The organism is Enterococcus sp. S53, assembly GCF_016516865.1.
GTDB lineage: Bacteria > Bacillota > Bacilli > Lactobacillales > Enterococcaceae > Enterococcus_D > Enterococcus_D innesii.
The window spans coordinates 1-17,080 of the sequence record NZ_JACVUH010000005.1; the positions used below are offsets into that span (position 1 = coordinate 1).

13 protein-coding genes and 1 other annotated feature are annotated in these 17,080 nt (G+C 45.6%); of the genes, 1 reads left to right on the forward strand and 12 read right to left on the reverse strand.

Annotation, left to right across the window (positions count from 1 at the left end):
• Window positions 1-58: 58 nt before the first annotated feature.
• The 10 genes from IAE45_RS08170 to IAE45_RS08215 form a co-directional block, all read right to left on the reverse strand.
• Window positions 59-2,764, reverse strand: coding sequence for a YhgE/Pip domain-containing protein (locus tag IAE45_RS08170; RefSeq protein WP_200125915.1), 2,706 nt, complete (start codon window positions 2,762-2,764; stop codon window positions 59-61).
• A gap of 15 nt (window positions 2,765-2,779) precedes the next feature.
• Window positions 2,780-3,004, reverse strand: a complete 225-nt coding sequence (locus tag IAE45_RS08175; protein WP_223347157.1) for a hypothetical protein — start codon at window positions 3,002-3,004, stop codon at window positions 2,780-2,782.
• A gap of 48 nt (window positions 3,005-3,052) precedes the next feature.
• Entirely contained in the window at window positions 3,053-3,727 is a 675-nt protein-coding gene (locus IAE45_RS08180) for an HAD family hydrolase (RefSeq protein WP_086293902.1), read from the reverse strand.
• A gap of 46 nt (window positions 3,728-3,773) precedes the next feature.
• Window positions 3,774-4,574 (reverse strand): pyrroline-5-carboxylate reductase, encoded by an 801-nt coding sequence (gene proC / locus IAE45_RS08185; protein ID WP_200125913.1) that lies wholly within the window; start codon window positions 4,572-4,574, stop codon window positions 3,774-3,776.
• Window positions 4,575-4,635: 61 nt separating this feature from the next.
• Complete coding sequence (locus IAE45_RS08190) at window positions 4,636-5,337, reverse strand: GntR family transcriptional regulator (RefSeq protein WP_005232219.1); 702 nt, start codon at window positions 5,335-5,337, stop codon at window positions 4,636-4,638.
• Between the two features lie 43 nt (window positions 5,338-5,380).
• Window positions 5,381-7,819, reverse strand: coding sequence for an FtsK/SpoIIIE family DNA translocase (locus tag IAE45_RS08195; RefSeq protein ID WP_200125911.1), 2,439 nt, complete (start codon window positions 7,817-7,819; stop codon window positions 5,381-5,383).
• Between the two features lie 163 nt (window positions 7,820-7,982).
• The gene (locus IAE45_RS08200; protein ID WP_005227273.1) at window positions 7,983-8,786 is read right to left on the reverse strand and encodes an amino acid ABC transporter substrate-binding protein; all 804 of its coding nucleotides are present in this window, start codon (window positions 8,784-8,786) and stop codon (window positions 7,983-7,985) included.
• Window positions 8,787-8,799: 13 nt separating this feature from the next.
• Complete coding sequence (locus IAE45_RS08205; protein WP_005227272.1) at window positions 8,800-9,432, reverse strand: amino acid ABC transporter ATP-binding protein; 633 nt, start codon at window positions 9,430-9,432, stop codon at window positions 8,800-8,802.
• Between the two features lie 12 nt (window positions 9,433-9,444).
• Window positions 9,445-10,089 (reverse strand): amino acid ABC transporter permease, encoded by a 645-nt coding sequence (locus IAE45_RS08210; protein WP_010748717.1) that lies wholly within the window; start codon window positions 10,087-10,089, stop codon window positions 9,445-9,447.
• Window positions 10,090-10,396: 307 nt separating this feature from the next.
• Window positions 10,397-10,631 (reverse strand) — a binding site (T-box leader).
• 126 nt (window positions 10,632-10,757) lie between these two features.
• Window positions 10,758-11,912 (reverse strand): cobalamin-independent methionine synthase II family protein, encoded by a 1,155-nt coding sequence (locus tag IAE45_RS08215; protein ID WP_200125909.1) that lies wholly within the window; start codon window positions 11,910-11,912, stop codon window positions 10,758-10,760.
• Between the two features lie 126 nt (window positions 11,913-12,038).
• Between IAE45_RS08215 and IAE45_RS08220 the strand changes: the two genes are divergently transcribed.
• Complete coding sequence (locus IAE45_RS08220) at window positions 12,039-12,959, forward strand: LysR family transcriptional regulator (protein ID WP_005227268.1); 921 nt, start codon at window positions 12,039-12,041, stop codon at window positions 12,957-12,959.
• A gap of 128 nt (window positions 12,960-13,087) precedes the next feature.
• Here the strand turns inward: IAE45_RS08220 and IAE45_RS08225 are convergent, their stop codons facing one another.
• Window positions 13,088-15,454 carry a phosphoketolase family protein gene (locus IAE45_RS08225; RefSeq protein WP_200125907.1) on the reverse strand — a complete coding sequence of 789 codons (2,367 nt, stop codon included), beginning with the start codon at window positions 15,452-15,454 and terminating at the stop codon, window positions 13,088-13,090.
• Window positions 15,455-15,651: 197 nt separating this feature from the next.
• Window positions 15,652-17,076, reverse strand: a complete 1,425-nt coding sequence (gene araA, locus IAE45_RS08230) for an L-arabinose isomerase (RefSeq protein WP_081118304.1) — start codon at window positions 17,074-17,076, stop codon at window positions 15,652-15,654.
• Window positions 17,077-17,080: the final 4 nt, after the last annotated feature.

Here is a 17,080-nt window from a genome sequence, read left to right on the forward strand (position 1 = left end):
TTCTCGTCATTTCTTGCGGTTTTCTTCTATGGACTTATGTCACAGTCCCTTTAAGATTTTAGTGGAAGAAATGACTTTCTTTGGAAATGTCACTTAGTTTCTTCGTAGAGTTGACTAGATAAGGATACGCGTACGTACCGACGATCCCAAAGACTAGGAACAAAATCGTTAAAATGATCAACTGCGGGATAGCATTTGGCCAATAGATCCCACCGGCTGATTCTCTTAACAGATTGACCGCATGGGTAAATGGCAGTAGCGGATTAATGAATTGGAAGAACTTCCCAGAGACTTGGATTGGGTAGTTTCCTCCCCCACCTGAAATGGAGAGAACCAAAATAATGATGGCGATCCCTTTCCCGAGGTTGCCGAACAGTCCCGCCAGTACGTAGACGATCATCATAAAGGCGAGTCCAACGAGTAATGCGAAGAAGACACTGTACACTGGATTGTGGACATCAACGCCTAATAAAAACATATTTCCTAGGGTCACGATCAAACTTTGGGCGACTGCCATCGTCAAGAACGTCAGCATTCGTGCCACAAAGGTTTCACGTTGTGTAAAGCGTTTTTTGTCTTTCTTCTCTAAATGATACTCCGTTGTAGCGACACTTGACAACAATAATGCCCCTACCCACAAACACAATGCGGTATAAAATGGCGTGCTAGCTGAACCATTGTTGGCGATTGGATAGATTTCATTGCTTTTTAATTCCACTGGTTGTTTGAAGAAGTCAGCTTCATCCGTAGCATCAAGTTTCAATAATTTGATGACTTCCCCGAGATCGACTTCATTTTCTCCTGCTCGGATCGCATCAGCGGCTTTGTGGATACCTGCTTTGATACTTGGCCAATCGTTATTGATCAAATCAACGGCCGCATCCAAGGCTTTTTCAACTTCTGGCAGTTTTTCATCCACCATCGCCATCGTAGAACTGATTTCTGATTTGATGGTTGGCCAATCGTTTTGCAAGAAGTCTACGGCCAGCCCTAATTTTTCTTCGACAACTGGCAATTCGTTGTTGTAAAGGTCGGCTCCTTTGTTGATGGCATTGACGATCTCATCCATATGGCCATTCAGCATCGTATTGGCATCGTGCAATTCTTGTTTGATGGCAGGCAATTCTTTTTGGTATTTTTCCAAAATCGTCACGGCATTGCTGACCACTGATTTGGTGGAAGACAGCAACGAGTCAAAATCGATCTCTTGGGCTTTTTTCAAGACATCTTCGGCGGTGGTGATGGTTTTGATTAGTTCAGTTAGAATGTTGTTGATGGTTGCAGTGATTGAATCAACATTGATGCTGTTCATAAGATCAGCGATGTTTTGAGCAGCTGCGGTAACTTGATCGAGATACGCTGTAATTTCATCAACAGACCCATTTTGAACAAGGTTATTCAATTGCGATAAGCGGTCAGATAAAACTCCTAGCGATGTTTTAGCATTGCTTAGTTGCGTAATGATACCTTCTAAATCGGCGTTACTACCGGAATTCTGAATATTGGTTAAAAAGGCAATCAAGGAATCCAAGGCTGCTTGTTGTTGCTGGATGTTCTTTTGAAAGTCAGTGATCGTTGCACTGATCGCTTGACGCTCTTCATCCGTTAGTTCATTGTCAGCGAGTGCTTGACGAATCGTACTTGTCAGCCCAGCAGTGGTGGTTGCCACTTGACTGATCGACTGAATCGTCACCTTCACACTGCTAGAAATACTTGGCAGGGCATCTTGCAACTGTTGCGCCCCATCTTTGGTCGCTGTGGCGAAGCTAGCGGCTTGGTCGCCTAGTTGTTCGATCTGTGGTAACGCGGCTTGAACTTGTTCGATGACTTGCAGTCCTTGTTTGGCGGTATCGATACCGTCCGTCATGGTGCTGGCAATGTCATCAAAATCATCATCGATCATCTTCAATTGTTTGCCGGCATTTTGGATCTCTGGGATCTTTTCTTGCAAGGTCAAAATGATGCTGGCTTCTTTCTTCAATGTCGGTAGCTTATCGTTTAGGCCAATCAGTTTTTCCCCCATGGCATCCACTTGCGGGATATAATCGGTAAATTCTTCGGCTTTTGCGATCTTTTCTTTGATTTCTGGAAACTTATCGTGCAAGGTGACGATCTCTTTCGTATAACCGTCGATCGTAGCCAAATTGTCATCGGTATCTAAGATCATGGATTTGACTTTGTTGATGCTAACTAAGTTGGAATCAATGTCATAGCCGATTTCATTGAAGACTTTTATTAACGTGGAGCTGGCAGTCTCAATAAAGTTTTGTGAGATTTCTTCTTGAAGACTGCTGGCTCCTTTTTCGGTGATTTTTGGTGCGATGGCGTTGATTTTTTGGTTACTGTAATACTCGATCGTCGGTTTTTCAATTGTCCCGCTGGTAAAGCTGATCAGATCATCTGAAAAATCAGCTGGCAGATAAATACCGGCGTAATATTTTCCTGATTTGACCCCTTCTACCAAGTCCTCTTTTGAATCCACGAAACGCCAGCCTAACTGTTTGTTATCATGGAGGGTGTCGATGACTTCATCACCGATATCGATATGCTTGCCTTGAAATTCTGCCCCTTTATCCGCACTATACACGGCGATTGGCAATTCACTGGTGTTGCCATATGGATCCCAAAGTGCTTTGATATTGAACCACGCATAAAGCGAGGGCAAGATCATTAAGGCAATGATCAAAAATGCAGAGATTGGATTGCTGAAAATTCGTTTCCAGTCCAGTTTATATAAATAGAAAACATCCTTTAGTTTATTCATTTTTTTCTTCCCCCACTAGTTCTTCGTCGAAGGATAATTTACCATGTTTTTCCCCCGCCGCCAACGGCTACGATCGACCAAGAAAAGTCCTTTTGACAAATGGACGTTTTTGTCAAAATGAAACCCCTTTACTTTTTGTTTTTTTTCGCTTATTGTTAAACTTTCTTTAACTTTACCATGATGGCGAAAAACAAACCACTCATATCCTTTGAACTGTTTTTTTACCGGTCTTTTCTTCACAAAAAAAACTTCCTTTTTCTGCAACGAAAAAGGAAGCTTTTTTAGGTGTTATTTCAGTTGATCCTTTGCCAATAAATCATACACATACTTCAATGAGGTGGCTTCGCCATATAACTGAAGTCCGGCCTTCTCTTCTGGGGAGTAGACTTGATCAAAGCTTTGATCGGGAATCAGCACAACATCGATCTCCGCACGTGTCGCAGCTGTTGCTCCCACAAGAGAATCTTCCATGACTAATGCTTTTTCTGCTGCGACTTGCGCTTTTTCTAAAGTCAGCAAGTAAGGTGCTGGATCAGGTTTATGGGCGGAGACATCATCGCCAAAGGTCTGATAGTCAAAGGCCTGCAACAAATCGAAATGCGCCAACAATTCAGAGGCTCTTTTTTTCATCGTCGAGGTGGCTAGTGCCGTTTGGAAGCCTTTCTCCCGAGCCAATGCGATGGTTTCTTTCGCATAGGGTTTTGTTTTGAAGGTGCCATCGGTTATTTGCTGGGCAATATAGACTTCCCGTTCTGCTCGTAATTCCTGCACCCGCTGCTGACCACCTACGAGGTCGGCTAGTTTACTAGCCGTCTGTTGCCAACTTTGACCACGCCAACCAAAAATATCAGCGGCTGTAATCGGAAGCTGATACTTTTTAAATAGCGCCAACCACCCATCAAAATAGACTCTTTCAGTATCGACTAACAATCCATCAAAATCAAAAATCAAAAGTTCTTTCATAAACGCTCCTTCGTTTTGCTAAGATTTTCCCCTCACTCACTGGGGATCAAGACATTTCCCGACTTTTGTCAGCAGCTGCTTGCACTGCTTTGATGACAGCCGCACGAAAGCCATTTTCCTCTAAGGCTTTGACTGCTTGGATCGTTGTGCCCCCAGGCGAGCTGACACGATCTTTTAAGACACCTGGGTGTTCCTTCGTCTCTAGTACCATCTTCGCTGCGCCTAATACCGCTTGAGCAGCAAATTCATACGCCATCGGCCGCGGCATACCTTCTGCCACTGCTCCATCTGCCAAAGCTTCAATGAATAAATACGTGTAGGCTGGCGAAGAACCACTGACACCAATGACTGCATCGATCATGCTTTCTGGTACTTGCTCGGCTTTCCCAAGGCTTTCAAAAAGTTGTTTGACTTCGTTGGCTTCGGCTTCCGTTACTTGACCGTTGGGGCTGATAGAAGACATCCCTTCGCCGACAAGTGCGGGGGTATTTGGCATGACCCGCACGATTTTGTGCGCACCGATGATTTCTTCCATTTGCGCAATCGTCACACCCGCGGCAATGGAAACTAGCAAGTGTTCCTCAGTCAATCCTGCTTTTAAATCAGCAAGCAAGCGGGGAAAGACAAAAGGTTTGACTGCTAAGACGAAGATCTCTGCTTTTTCTGTGACATCCGCCAGCTTAGTTGTCCCAGTGATCCCGGTTTCTTTTTCTAATTGTGCCAAAGTCGGCTCGTAGCGATGGTTATAAACCAAGATCTCTGCTGGTTCATACAGCTTTGCTGCAATCAAGCCGTTGATGATGGCTTTTGCCATGTTACCGGCTCCTAAAAAGGCGATTTTTCTCATGTATTTCACGCTCCACTTCTGATTTTGGTACCACTTTTTGCTAAAAAAGCCTAATCAATGACTAGGCTTCAAATTCGATCATATACGGATGCAAGGCAGTGTTATAGATCCCTTCTGTATATTCTACCACTTCTCCTTGTAGATCATACGAATAACGGGTTCGTTTCAAGGCAGCGACCTCCGGCGTGATCATAAACTTCTGTTGCTCTTCAGTCAACGTCGTTGCCACAAACGCATCTTGAAAGCGATCGATGATCATTCGATGTTCATCCAATAGGCGATACAATGATTTTTCTTCAAAGACCTCGATGGAGGTTCCCTTTAGTTGCTTTGGCAAATGGTACTCATAGTAAATAAAAGGTTGGTGGTCAAAATAGTACATGCGACGTAAACGCATGACTTCTTTGCCCATTAAAGAATACGCAGGGTGTTCAGGCGCAAGTTCGACTAATTCATAGCTGAGGTTTTTCTTTGTGTATTCCTTGCCGGTCTTTTCAAGCAATTGGCTAAACGTCGTGCCTTTTGACAGCTTGTTGTAGGGGCGATTGCTTAAAACCGTCGTCCCACGTCCGCTGCGTTTTTCCACATACTCATCTGCCGCTAACAATTCGATGGCTTTGCGGACAGTGATCTTGCTGACATTGAAGGTAGCTTCCAATTCTGTTTCCGTCGGTAAAAATGAACCAATCGGGTAGCGACCCGACATGATGTCTTCTTTGAGCTTATCGGCAACATCACGGTAAAGAATGTGTTTGCGTTTCATTGCTATCTCGCCTTTCTCTCATTGGATTGATCTGGTGTTCTCCTTATTCATCAAAGGTAGGAATGTCTTCTGGTTGCGGCTCAATCAAGACTTTCCGTGGCTTGCTGCCTTCAGAAGGTCCTACGACGCCTTGATCTTCTAATTCATCCACTAACCGAGCTGCTCGGTTATAGCCGATACGAAAACGTCGCTGCAAGAGAGAAACGCTGGCGGTCTGCATTTCCACCACAAGAGCTTTGGCATCTTCGAATAGCTCATCTTGCGGTTGTCCGCTGCTGCCAGCACTCGTTTCTTCCTCAGTGACCATCATTTTTTCTTCATAATTGGCTTCTTGCTGATCTGTCACGAATTCAACCACTCGTTCGACTTCTTGGTCGGAAATAAAGGCCCCTTGGACCCGAATCGGTTTGTTCTCACCCATCGGCAGATACAGCATGTCGCCGCGTCCCAGCAGTTTTTCGGCTCCGTTCCCATCAATGATGGTCCGCGAATCAACACCGCTGGAAACAGCAAAGGCCATCCGTGATGGAACATTGGCTTTGATGATCCCTGTAATGACATCCACACTTGGTCGTTGCGTTGCTAAGATCATATGGATACCAGCTGCCCGCGCCATTTGCGCCAAACGAATGATGGCATCTTCGACTTCGTTGCTAGCAACCATCATCAAGTCAGCTAACTCATCGACGATCACCACAATGAATGGCAAGATCGGACGATTTTCGCCATCTTCTAAATTCTTATTGATTACTAAATCATTGTAGCCAGTAATGTTTCGGACCCCAGTTGCCGCAAATTTTTCGTAGCGTTCTTCCATTTCTTTGACCACTTTTTGCAACGCTTGCGCCGCTTTGCGGGGATTGGTCACAACGGGTGTCAAGAGATGGGGAATCCCATTGTAAACATTTAATTCAACCATTTTCGGGTCGATCATCATCAATTTGACTTCATGGGGTTTTGCCCGCATCAAAATACTGGTGATGATGCCGTTGATGGCTACGGACTTCCCGCTCCCAGTCGATCCGGCAATCAAGAGATGGGGCATTTTCGTTAAGTCTGCCGTTTGGACACGGCCAGAAATATCGCGTCCTAAAGGTACTTCTAATAGTTTATCTGGATGATCTGGTTGGGCTTCGATCACTTCTCGGAATGAAACCATGCTGACTGCGCTGTTTGGAACTTCGATCCCAATCAATGATTTCCCTGGGATCGGCGCTTCCATCCGGACGTCTTTGGCGGCCAAGGCTAAGGCGATATCATCGGTCAACCCGACGATTTTGCTGACTTTGACCCCTACTGCTGGTTGAACTTCGAATTTGGTTACTGCTGGTCCTAAGCTGGCTTTGACGACTTTTGCGTCAACACCGAAGCTTTGGAAGGTAGTTTCTAACACACCGATATTTTGTTCGATCTTTTTGTACTCGCTGCTTTGATCCGTTGAAGGGATCGAATCGAGTAATTGCGCTGAAGGCAATTCATAATCACGATTTTCAGCTTCTTCCGAAATCTCAAATTCCAATACTTCACCATCATCATCGAGGATCTCCCCGTCTTCATTGACCTTTTTGCTTGGTGCCGGTTTGTTTCCTGCTGGATGTGGTGCTTGAGCGGCCTCTGGTCCCGCCGCTTGCGGCAATTCCTGGAAGTGGTCGATGGGTACAAAGCTCAGCTGCTCTGGTTCAAAATCAGCTGGGGCTTGCATCTGCTGTTCTTTTGCTGATTTTTCGTCTTCTGTCATTGGTCGGACTTGATTCTTTTCTTTGATTTCCGCCATGACTGCTGCTCGCTCGGCTTCTTTTTTGGCTTCTTTCGCCGCTTGTTTCTCTGCTGCTCGTTCCGCTTTGCGGGCTTCTCGTTCGGCTTGCTTTTCTGGAGAGCCTTCTAACAACCGCTGTAGCTTGTCACCAGCTGCTTGCAGGTGCTCGACTAACTCGTGGCTGCTCATTTGGCTGAACAAGAACGCCCCGATCAGCATGAGTAAAACAGCGATGATGTAGCTGCCGATCTGGGAAACAAGAAAATAGGTCGCCCCATAAAGCATGGCGCCAATCATTCCGCCCCCGACATTTTGGGTCACTTGGCTGCGCCGAATATCGCCTAACAGCGTCATCCACGTCGTTTGGAAGATATTGGCTGGTTCTCCCACCACATTACTAAAGATTTGCGCATGGAGGATAATTAGTAAACCAAAATACACCAATACACAGCCAATCACTCGCCGAATACTCTTAAAGCGAGCATCGGTCGTTTTGATCGCTAACCAGACACCATAAGCGGCTAGGGCAACACTCAAAAATTGGTACGTGTTTCCGCCAACGATCCGAAACCCGTTGGCAATCAAGGTTCCTAAAAAACCTAAATGGAAAAAGCCAAATATCGAAAACAAGACAAAGAGCAGGCCGACGCCGACCAGCATTAATTTCTCTTGCTGTTTTTGTTGTTTTTTTGTTTTGCGTTTCTTTGCGCGTTTTTTTTGCGCCATTTCTATCCCTCTTTTCATCTTTCCCTATTATAACGAAAAAAGAAGGCGAACAAAAGTTTTCCTGTGAGAAATTTTGGTTAGGTGCTGGAATTTAAGCGAAAATTTCTTAAATGATGAAAAAAACACCAGCCGCTAAGCAGCCAGTGCCTCTTGTTGACTTGTTTTAGTTTGGTGTGACGTCTTCGCCAAACCACTTTTCAGAGATTTCAGCAAAGGTACCATTGTCTTGCAATTCTTTCAAACCATCATTGATTTTATCTGCCATGGCTTGATCGTCTTTCCGCACACCTACAGCAAAATCTTCTGCTTCAAAGGGGCTTTCGATTTCGTTGAAGTCATCGGTTTTGCCTGTTTGAGTCAAATAATATTCTGCGTAGACGCGGTCGATCAAAAGACCGTCGATCCGACCGTTTTCTAGATCGATAAAGGCTTCATTAAAGCTGGCATACAAGGTTGCGTCATTGCCGTCTACGAGATCCTTCAAAACTTCCGGTTGGTTATTGAAGGTCTCATAACCAGAAGAACCTTCTTGGGCACCTAAGACTTTGCCCTCCATATCATCAAAGCTAGTAATGCCGCTGGCTTTTGCTGTGACCAAGACTTGTTTGTTTTCCATATAAGTATCTGTAAACAATACTTTTTCTTCACGAGCTGCGGTTTTGGTATACCCGTTCCAGATCATATCGATGGTGCCATTGCTTAGTTCGGTTTCTTTCATGGACCAATCGATTGGTTGAAATTTGACTTTGGTTCCTGTTAGATCCAAGATCGCTGTGGCTAAATCCACATCAAACCCAACGATGTTGCCTTGGTCGTCTTTAAAGCCCATCGGTACGAAGGTATCGTCTAGGCCGACGATCACTTCTTCTTTGTCAGCGGCACTGGTTGTGGTGTCATTGCTGCTGCCACACGCCCCTAATAAAAATACACTTGCTGCTGCGATTCCCGTCAATAGTAATTTTTTCATTTTGTTCTCCCCCTTATTCTCCTGCTACTTTTAATAATTGATCGCCGATATTTTCGGCAAAAACCAAATCATGGGTCACCACGATCTGGGTCACTCCTTCTTTTTTCAGATCCAAGATCAGCTGTTCGACTTGCTGTCTCAAGCCTGGATCTAAGGCACTGGTAGGCTCGTCATAGGCCAACACTTTGGGATTCATCGCCATCGCTCGTGCGATAGCCACTCGTTGCCGCTGTCCCCCGGACAATTGGAAGGGATATTGGGCTAGTAGGTCACTTAACCCTAGTTTTTCTGCCAACTGTTCGGCTTTTGCTGTATACGCGGCCTTGTCTTGTTTTAGCACCATTTTTGGTGCCAAAGTGATGTTTTCAAAAACTGACAAGTGGGGAAACAATTGGAAGTCTTGGAAGACGACACCGACGACTTGTTCTTGTTCCTTTGTGTCGGTGGGATCAAAAGCTTTGCCATCCAGTAAAAAGCTTCCAGAATCGATCGTTTCTAACCCAGCCAGTGTCCGAAGCAAAGTGGTTTTCCCGCCACCGGAAGGACCGACCACCGCTAAGATACTGCCGTCTTCGATCGTCAAGTCTAGCTGATCGATGACTTTTTTAGCGCCAAATGATTTTGATACTTGTTTTAGTTCTAACATACGTGGTTCCTCCTAACGGTAATAGTCCAGTTTGGTCTCGATTTGTTTTAACAATAACGTGAAGACGCCCGTCATCACCAAGTAGATCAAGCCGACCCCAACTAACGGAAGTAAGGTACTGTCTCGCTCCATGGCGATTTTCCCGATTCGCATCACGTCTGACAAGCCTAAGATGTAAACGAGGGATGTGTCTTTGACAAGATTGATGACTTCATTGCCGACAGATGGCAGGGTGATCTTGACGACTTGTGGGATGATGATTTTTTGGATCGTTTGGATCGGGGACAAACGCAAGACTTTCGCGGCTTCGTACTGTCCGGCTGGAATCGATTGGATCCCCCCACGGAAAATCTCAGCAAAATAAGCAGCGTAATTGATAATAAAGGCGATCAAGGCTGCTTCAAAGCGGTCAAAGACGATCCCTAAGATCGGCAGACCGTAGAATACGAAGATCAACTGTAGCAATAAAGGCGTTCCTCGCATCAACCAAACGTAGACTTGCACGATCAATTTCAAAATACGCAGGCGACTGGCTAAAACAAAGGCCAACAAAATGCCTAAGGGAATGGACCCGATTAAGGTCAGTGCGAACAATTTAACGGTGATTCCAGTTCCTGAAATCAGTTGGGGCATAACATTGACTAAATACTCAAACATGGTGACTTCCTCCTTGATAGGTTTCAATTTCGATTAGCAGCGATACAGCTTAGCGACGGCTTCTCCGACGCTTATGTGGCGCTGTGCGTTGGCTGGTGAGGGGCAACTGGCAAGTTTCATTTTTCTAAAAAAGAAAAACAAAAAAAGCGCACACTGGCATTTGCCAGAGGACGCTAGATACGTGGTTCCACCTCAATTTGCCTTTCCTTCACAGGAAAAGGCCTCGTGCAGTCCTTGTGACCCTTCCACTTTCGGTTTTCGGTGAGCCGCAAAAAAAGAGAAAAAAAACGTCCCCTAGCCATTACAGCTAAAGGACGTTATCAACGCGGTTCCACCTTTGTTTATCAGTGCTTCACAGCAACTGAACTCAGAAAGTCATCAATCAATGACTGCTGCTGTAACGGGCAAACCCGGTCTCTCCTACTTTTCTTTCGGAAAAACGACTCCAAGATGTGTTTCACAACCATGCGTTATCTCTTTGCACCAACCAGAGACTCTCTTCAAACAGCAAGCCTTGCTACTCTTCTTTTCGATGTCTGTTTCATTAAGTTGTGTCTTACTTTACTCGCTCTTAAAGAAAATGTCAAACATTTTTTCTGAAATTTTCGAAACTTTGTCGCATGCACCGATTTCGAGGGGAAGATTTAGGGAAAAGAAGACGCAGCAGCTTAACCGAAGTACGCTTCAGCTAAGGCTTGTCCTTGCTTGATTTTTGCCCATTGCTGTTCAGTCGAAAGCTCATTGCCGCAGTCACAAGAGGCAAAGCCGCATTGATGAGAAAGATAAAGCCGCTCCTTAGGAATGATTTGACTAGCTTTATCTAATAAAGCGATCACTCGCTCTTCATCGTCTAATGTGGCGGTTTTGCTGGATAATAAGCCTAAGACAACCTCCACTTCTGGACGATCTTTCAGCGCTTCTAAAGCCGAGATATCACCGGCACGGTCATCGTCCCACTCTAGGAAAAAGCGGTCATAATGCTGATCACGCAAGAATTTTTCGGCGATCGCTTTGTAGGTACCACTGGCTGCCGCGCGGCTTTGGTAATTGCCGCGACAATTGTGGGTCCAGACTTTTAATCCTAATTCGTGGGCGTAATCAGCGACTTCGTTGTTGATCGCCACGAATTCATCAGCTAACGCTTCTAAGCCGTCATTGCCTTGGGTGAAGAAGCTCTTGTCATTGTCTTCGGCAAATAGTTCCCATAAACAATCATCGAACTGAACGATCTCACCACCGGCTTCTCGGTATTCCTGTAAGAATTCCTTGTAGGCGTTAAGCAGCCCTTTCCGCAAGGCCTCTTTCGTTGGATACACCTGACCTTCACCAACGAGGTCGTTAAAGACAGTCAGCTCGGTAAAGGCGTGGGCAGCCCCCCAGACGGTGATTTTGACTGGCAGGTCGCCAGCTTGGCGTTTGGTTTCTTTAAACAACGTCAAGTAATGATGGTTTTTGCCAGATAATGGTTCTGTGATTCGGATGCCGATGTCTTTACGCGTTTCAAAATGTCCACCGTCCAAATCTTCAAAGGCATACCCATGATCGGAGATATAGCGCTCAACGCCTTTTAATCCCCAGAGAAAATCCAGGTGCCACATCGAACGGCCGTGTTCGCCGTCTGTGATGACTGTGATGCCGTGTTCTTTTTGCGCTGCAATGATGTCAGCGATCGCTTTTGCTTCCGTTTCTTGGTAGCCAGGAAACGCATCATAAAACGGGTAGCGGATATCCTCCCGATGCTCGATTTGATTTTTGTAGTCCAATAAATCTTGTGGTCGTAACAATGACCCCACAAGTTGAAATTTGTCTGTTGCCATATCCATTCCTCCTATACAAAGTTTTCAAAATTGTTAGATTTATTCTAGCAAACATCTTATACTATAGATAATACTTATAAACTTATATATTCCATAGGCAATACCTATAACATAAAAAGGAGGTTGCATCCCATGCGTATCCAGCAGCTTGAATATTTGGAAAAAATCGTAGAAACTGGCTCTTTCAATGAAGCCGCTAAACAGCTTTTCATCAGTCAGCCCTCCCTCTCTCAAGCCATGAAAGAGTTGGAAAAAGAGTATGATCTGCAGCTGTTTTACCGCAGTAAATTAGGGGTGACCTTGACCGATGATGGCCGTTCCTTTCTCAACTATGCTCGAAATGTTTTAGACCAAGTCAATCTCTTGGACGAACGCTTTCGCAAAGACAGCCATCGCAAGCATGTTTTCAGTGTTTCCGCACAACACTATGCCTTCGTCGTCCACGCCTTCGTGGAGCTGGTCAAACAGTTAGGGGAAGATGAATTTCAATTCACCTTGCGAGAGACCCAGACTCAAAATGTACTGGATGATATCCAGACGTTTAAGAGCGAATTGGGGGTCATTTATCTGAATGATTTCAACACGACAGTCTTGACCCGTTTGATCCACGAAAAAGACCTGCAATTCATCCCTTTATTTGAAGCCAAACCCCACGTCTTCATCGGCCGAGAAAATCCCCTGACTCAGAAGAAAAGCATCACATTAGCTGATTTGGAACCATATACCTATTTGTCGTACGAACAAGGGGAAACCAATTCCTTCTACTTTTCTGAAGAGATCTTAAGCACTTTACAGCGCAAAAAACACATTCGCATCAGCGATCGTGCCACGATTTTCAATTTGATGGTGGGTCTCAACGGCTATACCATCAGCTCTGGGATCATCAGCAGTGAGCTGAATGATGAAAAAATCGTTGCGATTCCTTTGGAAGTCGATGATGCGATGACACTAGGTTACCTCAAACACAAGAAAATGGAACTGAGCGAGATGGCTTTGGACTATCTCGCCTTGTTGAAACAGCATATCAAAAATTACGGTTTCGACGTCTTTTAAAAAAAACGATCCGCAGACAGTCGATCGGGCTTCCTTAGGTAGGCGTCCCGACCCTGTTGCGGATCGTTTTGTTTCTTTTGTGCTTTTTTGTTCTTAAATTATCTTTCGCTGATGTTGTGGAGAATAAATCAACGCAATGGTTTCCATTCCCACTCTTCGACTTCGGCGATATCATAGCCGTTTTCTCGAATAAAGTCATGGTGATACGCAACGGTGTCTGCCATTTTTTTGGCAAAGTCCGCTGCTTTTTCTCCATAGACCCATTCGGCGGCGTCTTTGGCTAAGTGGAAGCGATCCAATTCAGAAAGGATCCGCATATCAAACGGTGTCGTGATGTCGCCATTTTCTCGGTACCCATGAATATGAAGCTGTTGGTTGCGACGGCCAAAGAAGATGTCGCGAATCAGTCCTTCATACCCGTGGAAAGCAAACACGATCGGTTTGTCTTTCGTAAAGTAGGCTTCGAATGCTTCATCGCTCAATCCACGAGGATCGACTTCTGGACGACGCAATTTCAATAGATCGACCACATTGATGAAGCGGACCTTCAACTCTGGGAAGGCTTCAATCAGCAACGAAACAGCAGCTAAAGCTTCCAAATTCGGTTCCGTCCCAGCAGCTGCGATCACAATATCGGGTTCTTGTCCTTCATCTGTCGATGCCCAGTCGATGACTTTCAAGCCATCTTTGACAAGCACTTTCGCTTCATCCGCCGAATAAAACTGCGGACGTGGGTGTTTTGAAGAGACCACTAGATTGATCTTTTCTTCAGAAGCGAGCGTTTCTGCCATGACAGCCATCAAGCTATTGGCATCGGCTGGCAAGTAGACCCGCACAAAGTCGGCTTTTTTCTCTGCAATATGGGTCATGATCCCTGGATCTTGGTGGGTGTACCCATTATGGTCTTGTTGGAAGACCGTTGATGAAGCAATCAAATTCAATGAGGGGTACGGGTTGCGCCAGTCCAGATCATGGGCTTTTCGTAACCATTTGAAGTGTTGCGTGATCATAGAATCAACGACTCTTAAGAATGACTCGTAGCTGGCAAAGAAGCCATGACGACCCGTCAGCACATAGCCTTCCAAGAAGCCTTCTGCTTGATGTTCTGATAATTGTGAATCAATCACACGGCCCACTGAAGACAGCCATTCATCATAATCAGGATGTTTTGGCTCCAACCATTGGCGGTCCGTGACTTCAAACACATGGTTCAACCGATTGGATTTGGCTTCATCTGGGCCAAAGATGCGGAAGTTGTCGGGATTTTCTTTGATGATGTCACGGGCAAATTTCCCAAAGACCATCATATCTTGGGCCGTCGTTTCCCCTGGTGTCTCAATCGCAATGGCATGTGCTTGCCAATCTGGTAAGCTTAGCGGTTGCGGATCGATCCCCCCGTTAGTGATTGGGTTGACAGCCATCCGCTGCTCCCCTTTTGGCGCCAATTCTTGAATCTCAGCTTTGATGCGGCCGTTTTCGTCAAAAAGCTCTTCTGGACGATAAGACTGCAGCCAATCCGTCAAAGCATCCACGTGTTCCATATGTTTCGCATTGACCGGGATCGGCACTTGGTGGGCACGGAAGCCCCCTTCAATCGGCTCGCCATCCCAGACTTTCGGTCCAGTCCACCCTTTTGGTGTGCGAACGATCAAAACAGGCCAATGAAGCATAGCGGCTTCTTCAGCAGAACCTTTGCGGGCTTCTGCTTGGATCGCGTGGATCTGTTCGATGGCTTGATCCATCTTCTGTGCCAATTGCGGATGAACGGCTTCTGGATCGTCCCCTTCTACGAAATAAGGGGTCCAACCCATGCCTTCAAAATATTTCGTGAGATCTTGGTCGCTTTTACGAGCCAAAATCGTTGGGTTGGCAATTTTGGCGCCATTCAAATGCAAGATAGGCAAAATTGCGCCATCATTGACTGGATTGATAAAGGTGTTTGAAAACCAGCTGCCCGCTAATGGTCCGGTTTCGGCTTCGCCATCACCGACCACTACTGCTGCAATGACATCGGGATTGTCTAAAATAGCTCCGGTAGCGTGGGCGATGGAATAGCCTAACTCGCCGCCTTCATGGATCGAACCTGGCGTTTCAGGTGCCGCATGAGAAGCGATCCCACCTGGGAAAGAGAAAGTTTTGAATAAATGTTTCATCCCTGCTTCGTCTTGGGTGGCTTTTGGATAGATCTCGCTGTAGCTGCCGTCTAAATAAGCATTCGCAACCATGACTTGTCCGCCATGGCCCGGTCCTTCGATATAAAACATGTTTAAGTCGTACTTATTGATGACGCGATTAAGATGGGTGTAAATAAAATTTTGTCCGGCGATCGTTCCCCAGTGACCAATTGGATTCACTTTCAAATCTTTTTCTTCGATGGGGCGGCGCAATAAGGGATTGTCTTTCAAATAGATCTGACCAACGGAAAGGTAGTTGGCTGCTCGCCACCAAGCGTTCATTTTCTGATAATACTCTGGTGTATCGTAGGTTGTCTTCATTGTTCTCCTCCTTTTAGTCCATTGTTCCACTCTTACATAAAAGTCTATGCCCCCTATATTTAAAAGTCAATTTTGCTGATTGCTGGTGCTTTCAGGGGTCTGCTTATCCGCACTTTGCAGCCAGAAGGCAAGAAAGCTTAAGAAAAACGCAAAGAAACCGCCGACTATCGCCAACGATTTCTTTTGTGATCGGGTACTTATTTGATCGTTACGTATTCTAATCCTACAAGCTTCGCCCATGTTTCGATCTGATCAGAATTTAAGACAAGTGAGACAACGGTGTGATGGCCACCGCCTGTTTCGATCCATTGTTTGACGCCATCGTGGAAGTTTGGTTTTGGTGTCCACATTACTCGTGCAACCGGTAGTTTTGGTGCTTCTTCAGTTGGCTCAAAGGCATCGACTTCATTGATCAATAATTTGTAGTGGGTGCCAAAGTCGGCCATCGAAACCACGACACCTTCGCCGCCTTGGCCGTCAAAGACGAGGCGAGCCGGGTCTTCACGATCCCCCATTGACAGTGGTGAAACCACGATTTTTGGTTTATTGGCTGCTAATACTGGATCGACTTCCATCATATGGGATTGCAAGATGGCTTCTTTTCCTGGTGTCAGCTCATAGGTATAGTCTTCCATAAAACCAGTCGCTTTATTGTGAGCCATGATTTTCATCAAGCGATCAATAGCGGCGGTTTTCCAGTCCCCTTCACCGGCAAACCCGTAGCCTTCTGCCATCAAGCGTTGTACAGCTAAACCAGGCAACTGCTGCATACCATACAGGTCTTCAAAGTTCGTGGTAAATGCCGTATAGCCGCCTGCTTCAAGGAAGCGGCGCAGACCGATTTCTTGTTTGGCTTGGGCTTTGACATGACGTCCCCACTCTTCTTTGTCGTAATCGCCATAATCGAAATCATACAGCTGGCTGTATTCTTCAAAGAGTGCATCGATTTCTTCGTCAGTCACCGCATCGACAACTTGTACCAAATCGCCGATCCCAAAATAATCAACGGTCCAACCAAATTGGATCTGTGCTTCGACTTTGTCGCCTTCCGTCACCCCAACGTTACGCATGTTGTCGCCAAAACGAGCGACTTTGATTTGGAAGCTTTCATTGTAACCAACTGCCACGTCCATCCAAGCAGCGATTTCTTTTTGGATGGCTTCATTTTTCCAATAACCGACAACGATTTTGTTTTGTTTTTTCAAACGGGCATTGATAAATCCATATTCTCGGTCACCATGAGCCGCTTGGTTCAAGTTCATAAAGTCCATATCGATGGTTTCCCATGGAATTTGTTCATTGTATTGAGTGGCAAGGTGCAGCAATGGTTTTTGTAATAATTTCGTGCCGCGAATCCACATTTTTGCTGGTGAGAAGGTGTGCATCCAGGTGATCACCCCAGCGACTTCATCCCGATAGTTGACTTCTTTCATGATTTTCGTAATCGTATCGGCAGTAACAGCGAGTTCTTGTAAAACGACTGGATAAGGCAGCTTTGAGCTGTCATTTAAGCTTTTGACCATTTCTTCTGCATGGTCCCGTACTTCTTGTAATGCTTCTTCTCCATATAAGTGCTGTGATCCTACGACGAACCAAAATTCTTTTTTCCCGATTTCTAACATTCTG

Bases quoted from the DNA above. Each gene is read 5' to 3' on its own strand.
- proC (WP_200125913.1), bottom strand. From the start codon at position 4,574: ATGAGAAAAATCGCCTTTTTAGGAGCCGGTAACATGGCAAAAGCCATC.
- IAE45_RS08180 (WP_086293902.1), bottom strand. From the start codon at position 3,727: ATGAAAGAACTTTTGATTTTTGATTTTGATGGATTGTTAGTCGATACT.
- IAE45_RS08220 (WP_005227268.1), top strand. From the start codon at position 12,039: ATGCGTATCCAGCAGCTTGAATATTTGGAAAAAATCGTAGAAACTGGC.
- IAE45_RS08210 (WP_010748717.1), bottom strand. From the start codon at position 10,089: ATGTTTGAGTATTTAGTCAATGTTATGCCCCAACTGATTTCAGGAACT.
- IAE45_RS08170 (WP_200125915.1), bottom strand. From the start codon at position 2,764: ATGAATAAACTAAAGGATGTTTTCTATTTATATAAACTGGACTGGAAA.
- IAE45_RS08190 (WP_005232219.1), bottom strand. From the start codon at position 5,337: ATGAAACGCAAACACATTCTTTACCGTGATGTTGCCGATAAGCTCAAA.
- IAE45_RS08200 (WP_005227273.1), bottom strand. From the start codon at position 8,786: ATGAAAAAATTACTATTGACGGGAATCGCAGCAGCAAGTGTATTTTTA.
- IAE45_RS08195 (WP_200125911.1), bottom strand. From the start codon at position 7,819: ATGGCGCAAAAAAAACGCGCAAAGAAACGCAAAACAAAAAAACAACAA.
- araA (WP_081118304.1), bottom strand. From the start codon at position 17,076: ATGTTAGAAATCGGGAAAAAAGAATTTTGGTTCGTCGTAGGATCACAG.
- IAE45_RS08215 (WP_200125909.1), bottom strand. From the start codon at position 11,912: ATGGATATGGCAACAGACAAATTTCAACTTGTGGGGTCATTGTTACGA.
- IAE45_RS08205 (WP_005227272.1), bottom strand. From the start codon at position 9,432: ATGTTAGAACTAAAACAAGTATCAAAATCATTTGGCGCTAAAAAAGTC.
- IAE45_RS08225 (WP_200125907.1), bottom strand. From the start codon at position 15,454: ATGAAGACAACCTACGATACACCAGAGTATTATCAGAAAATGAACGCT.